Source organism: Parerythrobacter aurantius (assembly GCF_045291475.1).
Taxonomy (GTDB): Bacteria; Pseudomonadota; Alphaproteobacteria; order Sphingomonadales; family Sphingomonadaceae; genus Parerythrobacter; species Parerythrobacter aurantius.
This window is the reverse complement of sequence record NZ_CP147985.1, coordinates 1,363,980-1,382,403: the sequence shown is the minus strand read 5'-3', so window position 1 is coordinate 1,382,403 and position 18,424 is coordinate 1,363,980. Positions and strand designations below refer to the sequence as shown.

Below are 18,424 nucleotides of genomic sequence, written 5' to 3'. Positions count from 1 at the left end.
GAGGGGGCGGAGCGATCCGCCCCCTTTTTTGTTGCGAAACGCTTGCCCCACTCCTTGGCTCGCCCCCGAACATGGCTATTGCCGGCCCGCCCTCGTATGTTATGTTATTGTGTATCTAATGGGGAGAGAGGCTATGAGACGACGCAGGCTCCATTTCACGCGACTGCCGAAAGCCACCACGGGGGAAATGAACATGACCCCGCTGATTGATGTCCTGCTCGTGCTGCTGGTGATGATGATTCTCAGCGTTCCCGTCATGACCCATTCGGTCCAGGTCGACCTTCCCGGTCCGGGCAGGGCCATTTTGCCGCTCGCGGATCGCAACGCGGTCTTCATCGACGAGGCCGACCGGCTATACTGGAACGGAACCCCGGTCGACCGGGAGACACTACGCGGCCAGTTGACGGCGCTTGCAGCCCAGGCCGATCGCGCCGAGTTACGCTTTCAGCCCGCCGCGGGTGCCAGTTACGACCGGTCGGCCAAGACAATCGCCCTGATCAGGGAAGCAGGTGTCGAGCGCTTCGGCTTCGTCGGCAACGAGCAATACGCAAGCTTCGGCAAATAGGGGATCAGCCGGGCAAGCTATCCAGCCGCATCGCCGCACTGGCCAGGCTTTCGGCTTCCAGCAACAGTTCGTCGTCGACCGACCCTTGCGGCATGCTTTCGCGGCCGATCATGACCATGACGGGCACCGCCAAGGGGCTGACGCGGTCCAGCACAACGTGCTCGAGCTGGTCGGCGGAGCGTTCGAGCAGGTCCTGCAACCGCCCGATGTCCGTCAGCCGCTCGCGCGCATCGGCCCAGGCCGCTTCGAGCAGAACGTGGTCGGGCTCGTACTTGCGGAGCACATCGTAGATGAGGTCGGTCGAGAAGGTGACCTGCCGCCCGCTCTTGCGCTTGCCCGGCTGCTGGCGCTCGACCAGCCCGCCGATTACCGCCACTTCCCGGAACGCCCGTTTTAGCAGGTAGCTTTCCTGAACCCACTCGACGAATTCATGCGCGAGGATATCCGGCGATAGCAGCGGCGCCGGATCGGTCACCGGGCGGAGGCCCCAGACCGCCAACGAATAGTCGTTGGCCACGAACCCGCCCGGCATCAACCCCTGCACCTCCATCCGCTGGGTGATGAGCATGCCGAGGGACTGGTTCGCGTTCCAGCCGGTGAAGGTGTAATAGACCGTGTAATGCTTCTTCGCATGGGGGAAGCTCTCGACCAGCAACTTGTCCGGGCCAGGCATCCTGCTGCGCCAGTCCTGCACTTCCAGCCATTCGCGCACATCGTCGGGAAACCGAGCCCAGCCCGCCCGGTCGACCAGCATCGCGCGCACCCGGTCGGCAAGATGGGTCGTCAGCGGCATGCGCGCGCCGCCATAGCTCGGGATCATCGCCGACTTCGCAGTCGCCCGGACGACGATCTCCATGTCTCGAAGCTGTTCGACCTCCAGCGCCTGCCCCGCGAAAGCGAAGGTGTCGCCGGGGCGCAAGGATGCGGCAAACCGTTCTTCTACCTTCCCCAGCGAGCGGCCATTGCGAAACCGCACTTCGAGCATTTCGGAATCGATGATGATGCCCGCATTGAGCCGGTGTTTCGCCGCCATTTCCGGATGGGCGAGCCGCCAGACGCCTGCCCTGTCGCGCACGATCCGGCGAAATTTGTCGTAGGCTTTCAGCGCGTAGCCGCCGGTGGCAACGAAGTTCAGCACGCGCTCCCAAACGGTCTCGTCGACCCAGGCATAGGATAGCGAGGAGCGGATTTCCCCTAGCAGTTCGGCTTCCGCAAAGGGCGCGGCGCAGGCGCAGGCCATGACGTGCTGGGCCAGAACGTCGAGCCCGCCGGGGCGGAACTCCTCCCCGTCGCGCTGGCCTTCGTCGACCGCATCCTTGGCCGCCTGCGCCTCGAGGAACTCGAAGCGGTTACCGGGGACCAGCAGGGCCCTGCTCGGCTGGTCGAGCCGATGATTGGCGCGCCCGATCCGCTGGAGCAGGCGGGACGATCCCTTTGGCGCCCCCATCTGGACCACGCAGTCGATATCTCCCCAGTCAACGCCGAGGTCGAGGCTGGCCGTCGCCACCAATGCGCGCAGTTCGCCCCGCGCCATCGCCCCTTCGACCTTGCGCCGCGCCTCCTTGCTGAGCGAGCCGTGATGGACGCCGATCGGCAGCAGGTCGTCGTTGATGTCCCACAGTTGCTGGAACAGGAACTCCGCAAGGAAGCGGGTGTTGGTGAACACCAGCGTCGTCCGGTTCTGGCGGATTGTTTCGTAGACTTGCGGCACGGCCCAGGTACCCGCATGTCCGCCCCAGGGAACACGCTCCTCCTCTGGCAGCAGGATCTCGACCTCGGCCGGAGCGCCGGCCTCGCCTTCTACCAGTACGACGGTGTCGATTTCCCCCCACGGCGCCAGCCATTCGCGAAAGCCCTCGGGATTGGCCAGCGTCGCCGACAGGGCGACACGCTGGAGCGAGGGCGCAATCGCCTGCAGGCGAGCCAGGCTGAGCGCCAGCAGGTCGCCGCGCTTGCCGGTGGCAAAGGCGTGCACCTCGTCGATCACGATCCGCCGGAGCCCCGCGAAGAGTTCGAAACTGTCGGGGTAACTCAGCAGCAACGACAGGCTTTCCGGTGTCGTCAGCAAGACATGCGGCGGCTTTTCACGCTGGCGCCGCTTACGGTCCGACGGTGTATCGCCGCTGCGGGTCTCGATCCGGATCGGCAGGCCCATTTCCTCGACGGGGGTGAGGAGATTGCGCTGCACATCATGCGCCAGCGCCTTCAGCGGCGACACGTAGAGCGTGTGGAGCCCATCGGGCGGAGCACTCCCCGCCAACCGCGAAGGGCAGAACTCGGCCAGCGTCGGGAGGAAGCCACCGAGGGTCTTGCCGGCGCCGGTATCCGCCACCAGCAGCGCGTGCCGCCCGCTGTCGGAAGCCGCGAGCATTTCCGCCTGGTGCCGCCGCACGCGCCAGCCGCGACCGGCGAACCAGGCATCGATTTCCGGCGGAACGGCGTCGATCATGCCGCGTCAACGCACGACCGGCCTCGACGGGACCAGCCGTACCCGCCCGTCATGCCACAACCGTCAGTGGACGTGATCCTCGTCTGCCGCGGCAGAGGGCGTGGTTGCGGCCTCAGCGGTCCAGCCTTCCTGGGCGGCCAGGGCCTCTTCGATCTCGGCTGCGGTAAGCCCGGTCAGGGCGGTGATGCGCGCGCGTTCCGCAGCGGTCAGCTCGGCATATCCGCGGACCGGCGGCAAGTCGGCGGTTGCGGCCTTGACCCTCTCCTCCATCTGCGAAATCGGCCCCATCATCGCCGGCATGGCTTCGAAAGTGGCTGCCATGACGCGCGGGTCGCTCGCCATGGTGAAGGACTTGCGGGCGTAGGTCGCACCGCTGGGGGTGGAGAAGAAGGCGTCGATATCGGAAAGTTCGGCGGCGGTGAAATTGATCGCGTAGAGTTCCGCCATGGCCTTGCGCATCGGCGGTTCCATCGCGTTCATCATCGTGGCCATCATTTCCGGCATCAGCGCCATTTCGCGCGCCTCGCGCTCTTCGAAGGCAGGATCAAGCATGTCGGCGATTTCCTTCGCCTGCTCTTCGGTCAGCTCCAGGTCGCCTTCCTCATAGCCGATGCCCTGCGCCGCGCGCGTGGCTGCCGAGGTTTTGGGCAGGTCGCCCAATGGCTTGATGAACTTGTCGAACATCGACCCCATCATCTCGGCCATGGCGCCTTCGGGGATCAGCTTGGCGATGATCGCATTGGCTTGCGGCAAACGCGCTTCCTGGTCGGCCGTCAACGGTTCGACGGCGAACAGGCCGCCCAGCATCGCGAAGGGATCGAGCTCTTCCGCTGCCGGGGCCGGTTCGGCCGATTGCTGGTGCGACGCCGATGTTTCTTGCTGGGCCAGTGCCGGCACAGCCGCTGTCGTCGCGAGCAGCGCTAGTGGCGCCAACAGTGTGTTGCGAACCATGATCATTTCCTCCCAAGCATGGTGGTGACTTAGTGCCCCGCCTGTTCGCCGCGTTCCAGCCCCGATTGCGCCAGCTGATCGTCGATCTGGCCAAGCAGCCGATCGACCGCTTCATCGCTATCGCCTTCGGCACGGGCGACAAGCACGTCCTGCGTATTCGACGCGCGCAGCAGCCACCAGCCGTCCGGCGTCGACACGCGCACGCCGTCGGTCGCATCGACATCCGCGCCTGCCGCAGCAAGGCGCGCCTTGACCTCGTCGATCACGGCGAACTTGCGGCTCTCGTCGACCTGGAAGCGGAGTTCCGGCGTGTTGACCATCGGCGGCATGGCACCGCGAAGGTCGGTCACCGAACGTCCGAGCCGCACGCTGGCCGCCACCAGGCGCAGCGCGGCATAGAGCGCATCGTCATAACCGTAGTAGGTATCGGCGAAGAATACATGGCCGCTCATTTCGCCGGCCAGCGGGCTGCCAGTTTCCTTCATTTTGGATTTAATCAGCGAATGGCCGGTCTTCCACATCAGCGGCTCGCCACCATGCGCCGCGACGTGATCGAACAGTGCGCGGCTGGCCTTCACATCGGCGATGATCGTCGCGCCGGGCCGATCGCGCAGCAGGTCCTCGGCGTAGATCATCAGCAACTGGTCACCCCAAACCACGCGGCCCGCCCCGTCGATGGCGCCGATCCGGTCGCCGTCGCCATCGAATGCCACTCCGAAATCGAGGCTCTTCTGTGCGACGGCAGCCTTCAGGTCGGCCAGGTTCTCCTCGACCGTAGGATCCGGGTGATGATTGGGGAAATGGCCATCGACTTCCGTAAACATCAGGTGGTGCTCGCCCGGCAGGCGCGCGGCAAGTTGCTCGAGCACGGGGCCGGCAGCGCCGTTGCCGGCATCCCACGCCATCCGCAGGCTGGAAAGTGCAGCGGGATCGACCCCGTCGAGCGCCCCGAGCAGGCGAGCAACGTAATCCCCCTGAACGTCGCGCGACTGCGCCGTGCCGGCGCCGTCGAGCCAATCGCCTTCCGCAGCGAGCCGCCCGAGGTCCTGGATATCGGCGCCGAAGAACGGGCGCCCCTGGAATACCATCTTGAAGCCGTTGTAATTGGCGGGATTGTGGCTGCCGGTTATCTGAATGCCGCCGTCCACCTCTTCGGCTGAAGCCGCCGCGTAATAGAGCATGGGGGTCGGCCCCATGCCGATCCGCACGACATCGCAGCCGCTGGCGGTCAGCCCTTCGACAAGAGCGTGCTCGAGCATGGGGGAGCTGACCCGCCCGTCATAGCCGACAGCCACTGTACGGCCGCCGGCCCGGCGCAACAGCGTGGCGAAGCTGCGGCCGATGGCGCGTGCGTCGTCGGCCGACAGGGTTTCGCCGATGATCCCGCGGATGTCGTATTCGCGCAGGATCGTGGGGTGGAAGGCATGTTTCATTGCGGGGGAACCTCTTTCGGCAATTCGTCGAGCAGCAGGTCGCGCGCGGCATTGGCCTCGTGCACCTGCTCGTTGCTGCCGCCGCGATCCGGGTGGACCATGGCGACGAGCCGCTTGTGGGCGGCAATTATGTCAGAACGACTGGCATTTTGCGGAACCGCCAGCAAGCGTCTTGCGCGAAACACCGCATCGGCACGGGTCGAGCGGCCCTTGGCAAGATATTGCCACGGCCATTTGCCGAGCGCCCAGCGGCACAACAGCGACAGCAGTGCGGCGATTACGAGAAAGCGCACCATCGATCGGTCAGGCGAGCTCGAGGCTCGGCTGGGCGTCGGCGGGCATTGGCAGGTTGAGCCCCATGACGAGCTGTCGCAGTTCCTGCCGCGCGACGAGGTGGCTGGTGCCGAGATCGCCCAGGTGACCCTTGTCGAGCAGCGTCAGGCCGGATGGGAAAAGCTCGCGGTAGATCACGCGTTCGGACAGGCCGGCTGTGACGCGAAACCCGACCCGCTTCGACAGTTCGGTCAAGGCGCGCTCGATACGCTGCATGTTGCGCGCCTCGGTGTAACCGGTGCGATTGCGCACCACGACCCAGTCCATTTCGCGCCGCTGCTGTTCGACCGTCGCCTTGCTGCGCTTCAGCCGCGCTTCCCAGATGAGTTCGGCGTAGAAGCTGAGCCGTCGGACCTTGAAGGTTTCGGCATCGACCTGGCCGATCAGGTCGAAATCGACGAAACTGTCGTTCAAGGGAGTCACCAGCGTGTCCGCCTCGGTCGCGGCGTGGCGCGCCAGGGGATCGTCGCGTCCCGGGGTGTCGAAAATGAGGAAGTCCGCATCCTGGCCGAGCTTGGACGCCAGTGCCTCCAGCCGCTGCACATTGTTGTCGGCAAAAACCTCGCATCGCGCGCCGGAGAGCGAGACCTTGCGGCGCGCCTCCGTCTCGACCCGGTTCTCGAAATAGCGGTGCATGGTGCGCTGGCGGTGATCGAGGTCGATCGCCGCCACCCGCGCGCCCTTGTAGGCCAGGGCCACGGCGACATGGACCGCCGTGGTCGATTTGCCCGTTCCGCCCTTCTCGTTGGCGAAAACGATACGATGCGGGCGGTGGGTGGTCACGCAAGGGGCCTTTCGGGGTCATTCCGGTCGCGCTAGGGCGAGCCGTCAGTTTCTGGCGCGAAACATACGGGAGGGCCGCAGGCCGTGCAAACCATTGATCGGCTGGATGTGTTGAGAAACGCCGTCTCCATGCTCAGGGAAGGTGGCCGAACGATCGCATTGGTGCCGACCATGGGTGCACTGCACGAAGGGCACCTGACCCTGGTGCGCGAGGCCCGCAGGCACGCCGATCACGTCGTCGTCTCGATCTTCGTCAACCCGACCCAGTTCGGTCCCAACGAGGATCTCGACGCCTATCCGCGGCAAATGGCCGAAGACAGCGCCATGCTGGAGGCCGAAGGCGTTGCCGTGCTATGGGCTCCAACGGTCGGCGAAGTCTATCCGCAGGGCTTTGCGACCAGCATCTCCGTCAAGGGTGTCAGCGACGATTTCTGCGGCGCGGCGCGGCCGGGGCATTTCGACGGTGTGGCGACCGTGGTGTGCAAGCTTTTCCATCACGTCCTGCCCGACATGGCATTCTTCGGCGAGAAGGATTTCCAGCAGCTGGCGGTGATCCGCGCCATGGCGCGCGATCTCGACCTGACCCAACCGCATGTCGCCGCCATCCACGGTGTGCCGACGGTTCGCGAGGCGGATGGCCTCGCCATGTCGAGCCGCAACCGCTACCTTTCGGCCGCGAACCGCGCCGCCGCCGCGGTCCTGCCGCGGGCGATGCGCGAGGCGGTCGGCGCGATCGAGAACGGCGGCGCAGTCGCGCCGACCCTGGCTTCGTTCGAAGGCGCGCTGCTGCAGGCCGGTTTCGACAGTGTCGATTACGCCGCGCTGGCCGACCCGGTCACCTTGGAGCGGATCGAGGTTTTGGGCCACGCCCCTTCGCGCCTCCTGGTCGCTGCGCGTATCGGTGGAACCCGGTTGATCGACAATATGGCGGTGGGCTGAGCCACATACGAGCGCAGGTCGCAAGCGCGACCGCGCGCCCGCAGCGAAGTGCCCGCAGTGAAGTGCTCGCAGCGAAGTGGTCGTCAGATCGCGACTGCGAGGAAAGCCGAGTGAGCGGATGCGAACGCCGGCGCTTGAGGCCAAACAAGAAATCCAATCCTCTTCGGAGGATTGGAGCGGGTAAGGGGAATCGAACCCCTCTAGCTAGCTTGGAAGGCTAGAGCATTACCACTATGCTATACCCGCGCTCCCGGCAGGTGCCGATGCGGCTTCCCTTTCGGCAAATCAAGCGGTTTCGTCAATATCGCAATGCGATGCCAATATAAGCCGCTTTGCATTTGCAGACTCGTTTTTTGTTTGTGAAAGACCATGCAATAGTTAGCTAGGCTTCGATGATGGCAACCCGGCTTACCCATTTGCAGCGGCTCGAGGCCGAAAGCATTCACATCATGCGCGAAGTGGTGGCCGAAGCCGCGCGCCCGGTGATGCTCTATTCGATCGGCAAGGACAGCGCGGTTATGCTGCATCTGGCCAAGAAGGCGTTCTATCCCGCGCCGCCGCCCTTCCCCCTGCTCCATGTCGATACGACCTGGAAGTTCCGGGACATGTATGCCCTGCGCGAAAAGAGCGCTGCGGATGCCGGGATGGAGCTGCTGGTATGGCAGAACCCCGAAGCAGGTGAACGAGGGGTCAACCCGTTCGACCACGGCCCGCTGCACACCGACATGTGGAAGACCGAAGGGCTGAAGCAGGCCCTCGACCATTACGGCTTCGATGCGGCCTTCGGCGGCGCGCGCCGCGACGAGGAGAAGAGCCGGGCCAAGGAGCGCGTGTTTTCCTTCCGCAGCACCACCCATGGCTGGGACCCGAAGAACCAGCGGCCCGAGCTGTGGAACCTCTACAATGCCCGCAAGGCCAAGGGCGAGAGCATCCGCGTGTTTCCTCTCTCCAACTGGACCGAGCTCGACATCTGGCAATACATCATGGCCGAGAACATCGAGATCGTCCCGCTCTATCTCGCCGCCCCGCGGCCGACCTACGAGTACGAAGGCGGGCTGTTCATGGCCGACGACATCGAGCGGCTGGAACGGGTCATGGGCAAGCGCCCTGAAATCGTCACCCGCTCCGTCCGGTTCCGCACACTCGGATGCTTCCCGCTCTCTGGGGCCGTCGAGAGCGAGGCGGCAACCCTGGCCGAGGTCGTGCAGGAAATGCTGCTCACTACCACCAGCGAGCGACAGGGCCGCGTGATCGACCGCGATGCGGGCGACGGGTCGATGGAGAAAAAGAAGCAGGAGGGCTATTTCTGATGGATCGCTCCTCCTCCTACGAAACCGACGCGCTGATTGCCGAGGATATCGACGCCTATCTCGACCGCCACCAGAACAAGGAGCTGCTCCGGTTCATAACCTGCGGCAGCGTCGACGATGGCAAGTCGACCCTGATCGGGCGGCTGCTCTACGATTCCAAGATGATTTTCGAGGACCAACTGGCCGCGCTCGAAAGCGACAGCAGGAAGGTCGGGACACAGGGCGGCGAGATCGATTTCGCCCTGCTCGTCGACGGCCTCGCCGCTGAGCGCGAGCAGGGCATCACGATCGATGTCGCCTACCGCTTTTTCGCGACCGAGAAGCGCAAGTTCATCGTCGCCGACTGCCCGGGTCACGAACAATACACCCGCAACATGGTCACCGGAGCGTCCACGGCGGATGTGGCCGTGATCCTGATCGATGCGCGCAAGGGCGTGCTGGTCCAGACCAAGCGCCACAGCACCATCGCCAAGCTGCTGGGCATCCGGCACCTCGTGCTGGCCGTGAACAAGATGGACCTGGTGGACTACAGCCAGGACGTGTTCGAACGGATCGTTGCCGACTACCGTGCATTTGCCGAGGATGCGGGCATCGCCGGGTTCACCGCGATGCCGATCTCGGGCTTCAGGGGCGACAACATCACGGCCGCGCCTTCCGGCGCCACGCCCTGGTATGCCGGGCCGAGCCTGATCGAGTATCTCGAGACGGTCGCGATCGGCAACGATGCGCAGCAGGAAACCGCCTTCCGCATGCCGGTGCAGTGGGTCAACCGGCCCAATCTCGACTTCAGGGGCTTTGCCGGCCTGATAAGTGCAGGGACGATCCGGCGCGGCGATCCGGTACGCATTGTCCCTTCGGGCAAGACCAGCACGGTCGCATCGATCGTGACCTACGGGGGCGAGTTCGAACAGGCCGTGGCCGGTCAATCGGTCACGCTGACCTTGGCCGACGAGGTCGACTGTTCGCGCGGCGACGTGATTGCGGCGGCCGGCGACCCGCCGCAGGTGTCCGACCAGTTCGAGGCGACGCTGGTGTGGATGGGCGAAGAGGCCTTGAAGCCCGGGCGCGCCTACTGGCTCAAGCTGGCGACGCAGACGGTATCGGCGACGGTGCAGGTCCCCAAGTACGAGCTCAACGTCAACACGCTGGAAAAGCTGGCGGCGAAGACCTTGGCGCTCAATGCCATCGGCGTTGCCGAACTGCGCACTGACCGGCCAATCGTCTTCGAACCCTATGCCGACAGCCGCACGCTGGGCGGTTTCATCCTCATCGACAAGCTGAGCAATGCGACGGTCGCCGCCGGCATGCTCAATTTCAGCCTGCGCCGGGCAGACAATGTCCACTGGCAGCCGACCACCATCACGCGCGAGGACCGCGCCGGGATGAAGAATCAGCAGCCACGCCTGCTTTGGTTCACCGGCCTCAGCGGGTCGGGCAAGTCGACCATTGCGAACGCGGTCGAGGCGCGCCTGGCGCTGATGAACCGGCACACCTTCCTGCTCGACGGAGACAACGTGCGCCACGGGCTCAACAAGGACCTGGGCTTCACCGAAACCGACCGGATCGAGAATATCCGCCGGATCGGGGAAGTGGCCAAGCTGATGGTCGATGCCGGACTGATCGTGCTGACCGCCTTCATCAGTCCGTTCCGGGCGGAGCGGCGCATGGTGCGCGAGATGCTGCCTGAAGGCGAGTTCATCGAGATCTTTGTCGATACGCCTCTGGCAGTGGCCGAGGAACGCGACGTGAAGGGCCTCTACAAGAAGGCACGCGAAGGGCAGCTCAAGAACTTCACCGGCATCGACAGCCCCTACGAGGAGCCGGAGGCGCCCGAAATCCGCGTCAACACCGTCGAGATGACCGTGGACGAGGCAGCCGATTACATCATCGCCCGGATCATGCCGCTCAAATGAGCAGGACGGACGCCGAACTGGCAGCCGAGCTCGCCGCAAGGGCAGGGGCGCTGCTGCTCGATATGCAGGCGAACTCGGGCCTGACAGGCAAGGCGCTCGGCGATGCGGCCGATGCGGCGGCAAACCGCTTGCTGGTCGAGGCCATCCGGGCCGAGCGGCCGGGCGACGGCCTGCTGTCGGAGGAAAGCCGCGACACCGCCGAACGCCTCGGCAAGCGGCGGGTCTGGATCATCGATCCGCTCGACGGCACCCGCGAATATGGCGAGGGGCGGAGCGACTGGGCCGTCCATGTCGGGCTGGCGATAGAAGGTGCCGCGCACACCGGCGCGGTAGCCCTGCCCGGTCTCGATGGCGGAGTGGTGCTGCGTTCGGATCATCCCGCGCCCTTGGCGGCGATGCCGGAACGCCCGCGCATGCTGGTCAGCCGCACGCGCCCAGCGGCCGAGGCACTGGCCGTCGCCAAAAACATCGGTGCCGAGCTGGTCGCCATGGGCTCTGCCGGGGCCAAGGCGATGGCGGTGGTGCGCGGAGAGGCCGAGATCTACCTCCATTCCGGTGGGCAGTATGAATGGGACAATTGTGCGCCCGTTGCGGTGGCACAGGCGCATGGGCTCCATTGTTCGCGCATTGACGGCGCGCCCTTGGCCTACAACCGAAGCGACACCTACCTGCCCGACCTGCTGATCTGCCGTCCCGAATTGACCCGGAGCGTTTTCGAGGCGCTTGCCGGCTGAACCGGACAAGGCGCAAAGGTCAGTGGCCGTCGAAGGCCATCAAGGCTTCGACAGCGATGCCCGCGTTCCGCAGCTTCTGTGCACCGCCCAATTCGGGCAGGTCGATCACGAAGAGCGCCTGGTCGACAATCGCCCCCGCCCGGCGAAGCAATTCCGCGGCCGCCAGTGCCGTGCCGCCCGTGGCGATGAGGTCATCGACGATCACCACCCGCTGCCCGCCCGTTATCGCCGACGGATCGATCTCCAGCCGGTCGCTGCCATATTCCAGCGCATAGTCGATCCCGATCGTGGCGACGGGCAGCTTGCCGGGCTTGCGGACGGGCACGAAGCCGATGCCAAGTTCCACGGCGACCCCCGTCCCGAAGATGAAACCGCGTGCCTCCATCCCCGCAATCGCCTGCGCCCCGGCCGACTGGGCCGCTGCGGCGAGGTGTCGCATGGTCGCCGCCAGCCCATCTCCGTGGCCTAGCAGCGTCGTGATGTCGCGGAACTGGATTCCTGGCGCAGGAAAGTCCGGCACGGTACGGATCAGGGATTTCAGCGCTTCGGGGGTCATGCTCGCTCCGTCGGAAACGAAAGCGCCCCTCGCATCGGCTGATGGAGGGGCGCTTCGAACTCGGATGGTCAAACCGATGAGGGCCTACTTGGCCTTCTTCGGTTTCACCGCGGCCCAAATCTGCTGCTTCGACAGATAGGCCAGGATAGTCGCGAAGAGCAGGAAGCCGAGTACGGCCCAGCCGGTCTGCTTGCGCTTCACCATGGTCGGTTCCGCAGTCCAGGTCAGGAACGCGGCAACGTCCTGCGACATCTGGTCGACCGTCGCCTTGGTGCCGTCGTCGTAGGTCACCTGGCCCTCGATGGCCAGCGGTGCCGCCATGGCGAGGTTGAGGTTGGGGAAATAGGGATTGTAGCTCAGCCCCGGCGGGGTTTCGAAGTCGGGGAACTTCTTCATCAGTTCAGCCGACGGTTCGCCATAGCCGGTCAGCAGCGAATAGACGTAGTTGGTGCCGTCCTTGCGCGCCTTGGTCATCAGCGAGAGGTCGGGCGGAACGGCGTTGTTGTTCGCCGCACGCGCCGCCACATCGTTAGGATAGGGCGAGGGGAAGTGATCGGTCGGCAGGCCCGGGCGGGTCGTTGCCTCGCCGGTTACCGGATCGATGCCGGGGACCTGCTTGGAAGCGGCAAAGGCCTTGATCTGGCCTTCGTTGTAGCCGAGCGCCGCCAGATTGCGGAAAGCGACGTACTTCAGGCTGTGGCAGGCCGCGCAGACCTCGTTGTATACCTTGAAGCCGCGCTGCAGCTGCGCCTGGTCCCACTTGCCCAACGGGCCTTCGAAAGAGAAACCGCCGGCAGGCGCCTTCGGCTTCTGGTAGAAGTAATAGGACGCGTCGTGTTCCACCTCTTCGGTGGCGAAGGTGTAGGCTCCGACGGCAAAGGCGGTCATCACGACGAGCGTGAAAACGAGCCCGGCGGCGATGGAGAAAAGGCGGATCATAGTCTGGTCTTTCCTATGCGCTTCAGGCCGCAGGCACTTTGTTCTCGCCGAGCACGGCATCCTTGTCCTGCCCGAGAACCGCTTCGGTAATCGAGTAGGGCAGCGGTTCGGGCTTCTCGATCGAGGAGACGATCGGGATGATGACGAGGAAGTGGATGAAGTAGTACGCCGTCGCCAGCTGGCTGAGCATGATATAGGGTTCTTCGGCATGCGCGCCGCCGCAGTAGAACAGCACGGCCATGCACGGGATCAGGCCGAACCAGAAGAACTTGCGGAACAGCGGGCGATAGTGGCCGCTGCGCACGGGCGAACGGTCGAGCCAGGGCAGCAGGAACCACAGCAGGATCGAGCTGAACATCGCCAGCACGCCCCACAGCTTGGCCGGCAAGATGAAGTCGAACGTGAAGGCCCGAAGGATCGCGTAGAACGGGTAGAAATACCATTCGGGCACGATCAGCGCCGGTGTCGAGAGCGGGTTCGCCTCGATGTAGTTCTCCGGGTGACCCAGCGTGTTCGGGATGAAGAACACGAAGGTTGCGAAAATCAGCAGGAAGACGCCGAGGCCGAAACCGTCCTTCGCCGTGTAGTACGGATGGAACGGCACGGTGTCGCTCTCGCTCTTCACCTCGACGCCCGTCGGGTTCGACGAACCCGTCAGGTGGAGCGCCCAGATATGCAGGATCACGACGCCCGCGATCACGAAGGGCAGCAGGAAGTGCAGCGAGAAGAAGCGGTTGAGCGCCGCATCGTCCGGCGCGAAGCCGCCGACCAGCCATACCTGCAGCGGTTCGCCGACAAGCGGGATGGCGCCGAACAGGCCGGTGATGACCTTCGCGCCCCAGAAGCTCATCTGCCCCCAAGGCAGGACATAGCCCATGAAGGCGGTGGCCATGGTCAGCAGGAAGATGACCACGCCGAGCAGCCAGATCATCTCGCGCGGGGCCTTGTACGAGCTGTAGAACAGCCCGCGGAAGATATGGATGTAGAGCACCATGAAGAAGAAGCTGGCGCCGTTGGCGTGCATGTAGCGCAGCATCCAGCCCCAGTTGACGTCGCGCATGATGTGCTCGACCTTGCCGAAAGCGACCGTCGCATCGGCGGCATAATGCATCGCCAGCACCACGCCGGTGATGATCTGCATCACCAGGCAGAACCCGGCGAGCACGCCGAAATTCCAGAAATAGCTGAGGTTGCGCGGCACCGGATAACCCGCACCCACGGCGTTGTAGACGAGACGCGGAAGCGGAAGCTTCTCGTCGATCCACTGCATGGCCGGCGAGGTCGGGGTGTATTGCTTGGCCCAGGGAAAGCTCATGGCTCTGTCTTTCGTCCTTCCTAGCCGACGGTGATCTTGGCGCCGTCGGGCGAGAATTCATATTCCGGCACGTCGAGGTTGGTCGGTGCCGGGCCTTTGCGGATGCGCCCTGCGGTATCGTAGTGCGAACCGTGACAGGGGCAGAAGTAGCCGCCGTATTCCCCCTTGTTTTCGCCTTCGGCTGCGCCCAGCGGCACGCAGCCGAGATGGGTGCAGACGCCCATGGTGACGAGCAGGTCGTTGTGACCTTCCTTGGTCCGTTCGGCCAGGGTCTGCGCATCGCGCAGCTCGCCGAGCGGGACCGCATTGGCTTCCTGCATTTCCTGCGCGGTCAGGCGGCGGACGAACAGCGGCTGCTTGCGGAAGACCGCCTTGATCGCCTGTCCGGGCTGGATTGCCGAAACGTCGAGTTCGGTCGAGCTTTCCGCGAGAACGTCGGCCGAAGGCGCCATCTGGCTGACCAGCGGATAGACCACGGCAAGGCCGCCGACGCCGGCGGCGCTGATCGCGGCGATGTGGATGAAGTCGCGGCGGTCGACGCCGCCATCGCTTGGATCGGTTACGACATCCGCCACGGCGGTGCCCGAATTGTCAGCCATCTTTCCTGCCTTGCCAATCACCGCGCCATCGGGCGCGGCAAAGTTCAGAATATTGCCAGGAACTGGTGCGAAAGCGTCCGGGAAACGGCCCCTTCGCATTCCCCCGTCGCCGGGGCCTGCGCCTGTTTGGGCGCGCTCCTAGCCCGATTGGTCGCTTATGCCAATGGCCTTTTGGGCAGGGGATGTGCAGATTCGTGCAACTGCCGCAGGGGCCGCTAGGCCCGCCCGATAAACGAGGCCTGTCGTCCGTAGGTAGCCTCGCCCCGATGGGTGGCGCGACGGTAGGAAAAATATCGGTCTTCGAGCGTATAGGTGTCGAGGCCGAGCCGATCGATACCGCCAACGCCGCATGCCGCAAGCCGGCTGGCGACATAGGTTTCGAGGTCGAATTGCCATCGCCCCTCGCGCCCTTGCGCGAAGAAGCCTGTCTCTCCCTCGGTGAAGTGCGCGCGGAAGGGTGCATCGACCTCATAGCTCGGCTGCGCGATGCAGGGTCCGACGGCGGCCACGATTCGGCCAGCCTGGGCACCGAGCGATTCCATCGCTTCGACCGTGGCCTCGATCACCCCGCCCTGCGCCCCGCGCCAGCCGGCATGGGCGGCGGCGACAACACCCGCCTCGTGGTCCGTCAGCAGGATCGGTGCGCAGTCGGCAGTGACCACGCCGAGCAGCAGGCCGGGACGATCCGTCACCACGGCGTCGGCGCGCGGACGGTCCTCGTGGCTCCAGGCCTTCTCTACCACGACCGCGTCGGGCGAATGAACCTGGTAGGGCATCGCCAGCGCCGCGCCGGGCAGGATCGCGCCAACCGCACGGCGGCGATTCTCGGCGACATGCTCCGGATCGTCCTCCGCGCCGAAGCCCATCTGCAGGCCGGCGACCTCGCCCGTGCTAACGCCGCCCGCCCGGCCGAGGAAGCCGTGCGGGACGCCTTCGAGGAGGGCCGATCGCGTGATGTCGAGCCCGTCAGCCAAGGCTGCGGCTGACCTGCTCGAACGTGTCGCGCGAGAGCTTGGGCGCCTGCGCGATCCGCTCCAGCTCGGCGCGCATGAGCGCCGCCCGGCCCGGCTCGACCCGCCGCCAGCGACCGAGCGCCGGAGCGAAGCGCGCCGCCGTCTGCGGGTTGATCGGATCAAGCGCGAGTATGAGGTCGGCGACCATCCGGTAGCCTTCGCCATCGGCGGCATGGAATGCCCCGGGATTGCCGGCAAAGGCCATATAGAGCGACCGCACGCGGTTGGGATTGCGCAGGGTAAAGTCGGGGTGCTTCGCCAAAGCCTTCACATGATCGAGCGCATGGGGGTGGAGCGACAATGCCTGCAAGGTGAACCATTTGTCGATCACCAGCTCATTGCCTTCATACCGGTTGTAGAAGGCAATCAGCGCATTGGTCCGCTCGATCCCGTCGAGCCCGCAAAGCACCATCAGCGCGCCCTGGCGGTCGGTCATGTTGTCCGCCGCTTCGAACTGGGCCCAGGCACGCGTGACGGTGGCGGCCGGATCGCCCGCCGCGAGATAGACCAGCGCCTGTGTCTTGACCTTGCGCGCGCCGCGGGCGGCACCGTCGAGGCTGTAGGGAACCGTCGGAACGCGGTCATGCAGCGCTTCGAGTTCACCCTTGAAGCGGGCACCCAGCCAGGCCTTCAGCGCCTCTCGCTCCTCGTGGATGCGGCCAGGATCGGCGACCAGCATCTGCTCCATCAGATATGTCTGGCTCGGCAGCATCATCAGCTCGCCGCGCATCGAATCGTCCAGCGCGGCATCGGTCAGGATGGCGCCGAAGGCCTCGGCAATGGCGTCCTGCCCAGCCGCCTGTTCGGCCTCGGACAGGCCATCGCCCAGCACGGCGACGAGATGGCCGACGACCAGTTCCTGCATCGCTTCGTAGCGGGCGAAGCTGTCGTCATCGCGCGCGGCGAGGAAGACGAGGTCCTCGCGCGGAACATGCCGCTCGATTGCGACGGGGGCGGTGAAGCCGCGGTTGATCGACAGCACCGGCGGGGCCGAGAAACCCTCGAACGGGAGTACCTTCTCGGCGCTGTCGAGGATGACCAGCTGCTCGCCGGAATGGCTACCGCTCTCGCGATCGAACAGCGCGATCTTGAGCGGGATCGGCATCGGCAGCTTGGCCGGCTGGCCCGGGGTCGGCGGGACGGTCTGCTTCAGGGTCAGCGTCGCGGTGTCGCCCTCATGCGTCAGCGCGACGTCGACTTTCGGAGTCCCGGCCTGCGAATACCAAAGACGGAATTTCTCGAGGTCCAGCCCCGCCCCGTCTTCCATCGCCTTGACGAAATCCTCGCAGGTCGCGGCCTCGCCATCGTGGCGCTCGAAATAGAGGTCGGTGCCCTGGCGGAAAGCCTCTGGCCCCGCCATGACCCGCATCATGCGGATGACTTCGGCGCCCTTGTTGTAGACCGTGGCGGTGTAGAAATTGCTGATCTCGCGGTAGCTGTCAGGCCGGATCGGATGCGCCAGCGGCCCCGAATCCTCGGGGAACTGGGCGCTGCGGAGAATTCGCACATCCTCGATCCGCTTGACCGCCTCTCCCTGCATGTCCTGGCTGAACAGCTGGTCGCGCAGCACGGTGAACCCTTCCTTGAGGCTCAGCTGGAACCAGTCGCGGCAGGTTATGCGGTTGCCCGACCAGTTGTGGAAGTATTCGTGCGCTATCACGCCCTCGATGGCGTCGAAATCGGCGTCGGTGGCGGTGTCGGGGTCGGCCAGCACGTATTTGGTGTTGAAGACGTTGAGCCCCTTGTTCTCCATCGCCCCCATGTTGAAATCGCTGACCGCGACGATGTTGAACAGGTCGAGGTCGTATTCGCGGCCGAACACCTCTTCGTCCCAGCGCATCGACTTCTTTAGCGATTCCATCGCGTGGTCGGTGCGCGGCAGGTCCGCCTCGCGGACCCAGACGTTGAGCTCCACCTCGCGGCCCGACATGGTCGTGAAGCTGGAGCTATTGGCGACGAGGTCTCCCGCCACCAGCGCGAAGAGGTAGCTCGGCTTGGGCCAGGGATCGTGCCATTCGGCCCAGTGGTCGGCGCCCTCCTCGCCCTCGGCCACCTTGTTGCCGTTGCACAGCAGGATCGGGAATTGCGCCTTGGGCCCGCGCATTCTGACGGTGTAGGTCGACAGTACATCGGGCCGATCCGGGAAAAAGGTGATCCGGCGGAAGCCCTCCGATTCGCACTGGGTGCAGAGCATGCCGTTCGAGGCATAGAGGCCCATCAGCTGGGTGTTGGCGGCAGGATCGATCTGCGTCGCGATTGCGATCTTATGCGCGTCGCCCCGCAGCGGCAGGATCAGGTCGTCGCCGTCCATCGACCAGTCGTTAACCGGCTCGCCATCGACCGTGACCGACAGCGGCGCGAGTCCGTCGCCGTTGAGGCGGATCGTGGGCGAGGCATCGGCCCTGGCGTTGCGCGCGGCCGTCAGCGTTGCGACCACGCGGGTTGCCTCGAGGCCGAGGTCGAAGTCGAGTGTGATCGCCGGCACCAGCCAGGGGAAAGGCTTGTAATCCTCGCGCCGGATCACCGGCGGTTCGTGCGGCGTGGGGGCGGCGTCGGCCATTTCGGGATTGCGGGCGATATCCATGGGTCGCG

Annotated in this window: 16 protein-coding genes and 1 tRNA gene; 5 read left to right on the top strand and 12 right to left on the bottom strand. The window is 65.2% G+C overall.

The features are described 5' to 3' along the window. Nucleotides 1-133 precede the first annotated feature (133 nt). The gene (locus WAB17_RS06830; protein ID WP_435419259.1) at nt 134-565 is read left to right on the top strand and encodes an ExbD/TolR family protein; all 432 of its coding nucleotides are present in this window, start codon (nt 134-136) and stop codon (nt 563-565) included. 4 nt (nt 566-569) lie between these two features. On the opposite strand, the gene WAB17_RS06825 is transcribed toward WAB17_RS06830, so the two are convergent. The 5 genes from WAB17_RS06825 to WAB17_RS06805 all read right to left on the bottom strand — a co-directional run bounded on the left by WAB17_RS06825 (nt 570) and on the right by WAB17_RS06805 (nt 6,514). Next, nucleotides 570-3,014 (bottom strand): ligase-associated DNA damage response DEXH box helicase, encoded by a 2,445-nt coding sequence (locus tag WAB17_RS06825; RefSeq protein WP_435419258.1) that lies wholly within the window; start codon nt 3,012-3,014, stop codon nt 570-572. A 63-nt stretch (nt 3,015-3,077) separates the two neighbouring features. Next, complete coding sequence (locus tag WAB17_RS06820) at nt 3,078-3,965, bottom strand: DUF2059 domain-containing protein (protein ID WP_435419257.1); 888 nt, start codon at nt 3,963-3,965, stop codon at nt 3,078-3,080. Between the two features lie 29 nt (nt 3,966-3,994). Beyond that, a complete protein-coding gene (gene pgmG / locus WAB17_RS06815) occupies nt 3,995-5,398 on the bottom strand; it encodes a phosphoglucomutase/phosphomannomutase PgmG (protein WP_435419256.1) in 1,404 nt (467 codons plus the stop codon). Continuing rightward, nucleotides 5,395-5,694 carry a molecular chaperone DnaJ gene (locus WAB17_RS06810; protein WP_435419255.1) on the bottom strand — a complete coding sequence of 100 codons (300 nt, stop codon included), beginning with the start codon at nt 5,692-5,694 and terminating at the stop codon, nt 5,395-5,397. Before WAB17_RS06810 ends, pgmG begins: the two co-directional genes overlap by 4 nt. A gap of 7 nt (nt 5,695-5,701) precedes the next feature. Further along, nucleotides 5,702-6,514: a division plane positioning ATPase MipZ gene (locus tag WAB17_RS06805; protein WP_435419254.1), complete on the bottom strand. Its 813-nt coding sequence runs from the start codon at nt 6,512-6,514 to the stop codon at nt 5,702-5,704. Between the two features lie 84 nt (nt 6,515-6,598). On the opposite strand from WAB17_RS06805, the gene panC reads away from it, so the two are divergent. Next, a complete protein-coding gene (gene panC, locus WAB17_RS06800; protein WP_435419253.1) occupies nt 6,599-7,453 on the top strand; it encodes a pantoate--beta-alanine ligase in 855 nt (284 codons plus the stop codon). A 172-nt stretch (nt 7,454-7,625) separates the two neighbouring features. Here the strand turns inward: panC and WAB17_RS06795 are convergent. Then, nucleotides 7,626-7,699: transfer RNA gene (locus tag WAB17_RS06795), tRNA-Gly, on the bottom strand. A 149-nt stretch (nt 7,700-7,848) separates the two neighbouring features. Here WAB17_RS06795 and cysD point away from each other — a divergent pair. The 3 genes from cysD to WAB17_RS06780 are packed head-to-tail and all read left to right on the top strand — an operon-like array spanning nt 7,849 to nt 11,410. Then, complete coding sequence (gene cysD / locus WAB17_RS06790; protein ID WP_435419352.1) at nt 7,849-8,763, top strand: sulfate adenylyltransferase subunit CysD; 915 nt, start codon at nt 7,849-7,851, stop codon at nt 8,761-8,763. Next, nucleotides 8,763-10,676 (top strand): sulfate adenylyltransferase subunit CysN, encoded by a 1,914-nt coding sequence (cysN, locus tag WAB17_RS06785; RefSeq protein ID WP_435419252.1) that lies wholly within the window; start codon nt 8,763-8,765, stop codon nt 10,674-10,676. The genes cysD and cysN overlap by 1 nt, the downstream gene beginning before the upstream one ends. Further along, the gene (locus WAB17_RS06780; protein ID WP_435419251.1) at nt 10,673-11,410 is read left to right on the top strand and encodes a 3'(2'),5'-bisphosphate nucleotidase CysQ; all 738 of its coding nucleotides are present in this window, start codon (nt 10,673-10,675) and stop codon (nt 11,408-11,410) included. Before cysN ends, WAB17_RS06780 begins: the two co-directional genes overlap by 4 nt. A gap of 19 nt (nt 11,411-11,429) precedes the next feature. Here the strand turns inward: WAB17_RS06780 and WAB17_RS06775 are convergent, their stop codons facing one another. The 6 genes from WAB17_RS06775 to pepN all read right to left on the bottom strand — a co-directional run bounded on the left by WAB17_RS06775 (nt 11,430) and on the right by pepN (nt 18,416). Continuing rightward, nucleotides 11,430-11,966 carry an adenine phosphoribosyltransferase gene (locus WAB17_RS06775; protein WP_435419250.1) on the bottom strand — a complete coding sequence of 179 codons (537 nt, stop codon included), beginning with the start codon at nt 11,964-11,966 and terminating at the stop codon, nt 11,430-11,432. Nucleotides 11,967-12,050: 84 nt separating this feature from the next. Beyond that, a complete protein-coding gene (locus WAB17_RS06770) occupies nt 12,051-12,905 on the bottom strand; it encodes a cytochrome c1 (protein ID WP_435419249.1) in 855 nt (284 codons plus the stop codon). Nucleotides 12,906-12,927: 22 nt separating this feature from the next. Then, nucleotides 12,928-14,220, bottom strand: coding sequence for a cytochrome b (locus WAB17_RS06765; RefSeq protein ID WP_435419248.1), 1,293 nt, complete (start codon nt 14,218-14,220; stop codon nt 12,928-12,930). 20 nt (nt 14,221-14,240) lie between these two features. Beyond that, a complete protein-coding gene (petA, locus tag WAB17_RS06760; protein WP_435419247.1) occupies nt 14,241-14,819 on the bottom strand; it encodes a ubiquinol-cytochrome c reductase iron-sulfur subunit in 579 nt (192 codons plus the stop codon). 215 nt (nt 14,820-15,034) lie between these two features. Then, nucleotides 15,035-15,793, bottom strand: a complete 759-nt coding sequence (gene pgeF, locus WAB17_RS06755; RefSeq protein WP_435419246.1) for a peptidoglycan editing factor PgeF — start codon at nt 15,791-15,793, stop codon at nt 15,035-15,037. Then, a complete protein-coding gene (gene pepN / locus WAB17_RS06750) occupies nt 15,786-18,416 on the bottom strand; it encodes an aminopeptidase N (RefSeq protein WP_435419245.1) in 2,631 nt (876 codons plus the stop codon). The genes pgeF and pepN overlap by 8 nt, the downstream gene beginning before the upstream one ends. Between the last annotated feature and the right edge of the window lie 8 nt (nt 18,417-18,424).

What these genes read in the sequence shown, in the direction of transcription:
- WAB17_RS06765 (WP_435419248.1), bottom strand. Translation starts at nt 14,220, where the DNA reads ATGAGCTTTCCCTGGGCCAAGCAATACACCCCGACCTCGCCGGCCATG.
- pepN (WP_435419245.1), bottom strand. Translation starts at nt 18,416, where the DNA reads ATGGATATCGCCCGCAATCCCGAAATGGCCGACGCCGCCCCCACGCCG.
- cysN (WP_435419252.1), top strand. Translation starts at nt 8,763, where the DNA reads ATGGATCGCTCCTCCTCCTACGAAACCGACGCGCTGATTGCCGAGGAT.
- petA (WP_435419247.1), bottom strand. Translation starts at nt 14,819, where the DNA reads ATGGCTGACAATTCGGGCACCGCCGTGGCGGATGTCGTAACCGATCCA.
- pgmG (WP_435419256.1), bottom strand. Translation starts at nt 5,398, where the DNA reads ATGAAACATGCCTTCCACCCCACGATCCTGCGCGAATACGACATCCGC.
- cysD (WP_435419352.1), top strand. Translation starts at nt 7,849, where the DNA reads ATGGCAACCCGGCTTACCCATTTGCAGCGGCTCGAGGCCGAAAGCATT.
- WAB17_RS06830 (WP_435419259.1), top strand. Translation starts at nt 134, where the DNA reads ATGAGACGACGCAGGCTCCATTTCACGCGACTGCCGAAAGCCACCACG.
- WAB17_RS06780 (WP_435419251.1), top strand. Translation starts at nt 10,673, where the DNA reads ATGAGCAGGACGGACGCCGAACTGGCAGCCGAGCTCGCCGCAAGGGCA.
- WAB17_RS06775 (WP_435419250.1), bottom strand. Translation starts at nt 11,966, where the DNA reads ATGACCCCCGAAGCGCTGAAATCCCTGATCCGTACCGTGCCGGACTTT.
- WAB17_RS06770 (WP_435419249.1), bottom strand. Translation starts at nt 12,905, where the DNA reads ATGATCCGCCTTTTCTCCATCGCCGCCGGGCTCGTTTTCACGCTCGTC.
- WAB17_RS06825 (WP_435419258.1), bottom strand. Translation starts at nt 3,014, where the DNA reads ATGATCGACGCCGTTCCGCCGGAAATCGATGCCTGGTTCGCCGGTCGC.
- WAB17_RS06810 (WP_435419255.1), bottom strand. Translation starts at nt 5,694, where the DNA reads ATGGTGCGCTTTCTCGTAATCGCCGCACTGCTGTCGCTGTTGTGCCGC.
- WAB17_RS06820 (WP_435419257.1), bottom strand. Translation starts at nt 3,965, where the DNA reads ATGGTTCGCAACACACTGTTGGCGCCACTAGCGCTGCTCGCGACGACA.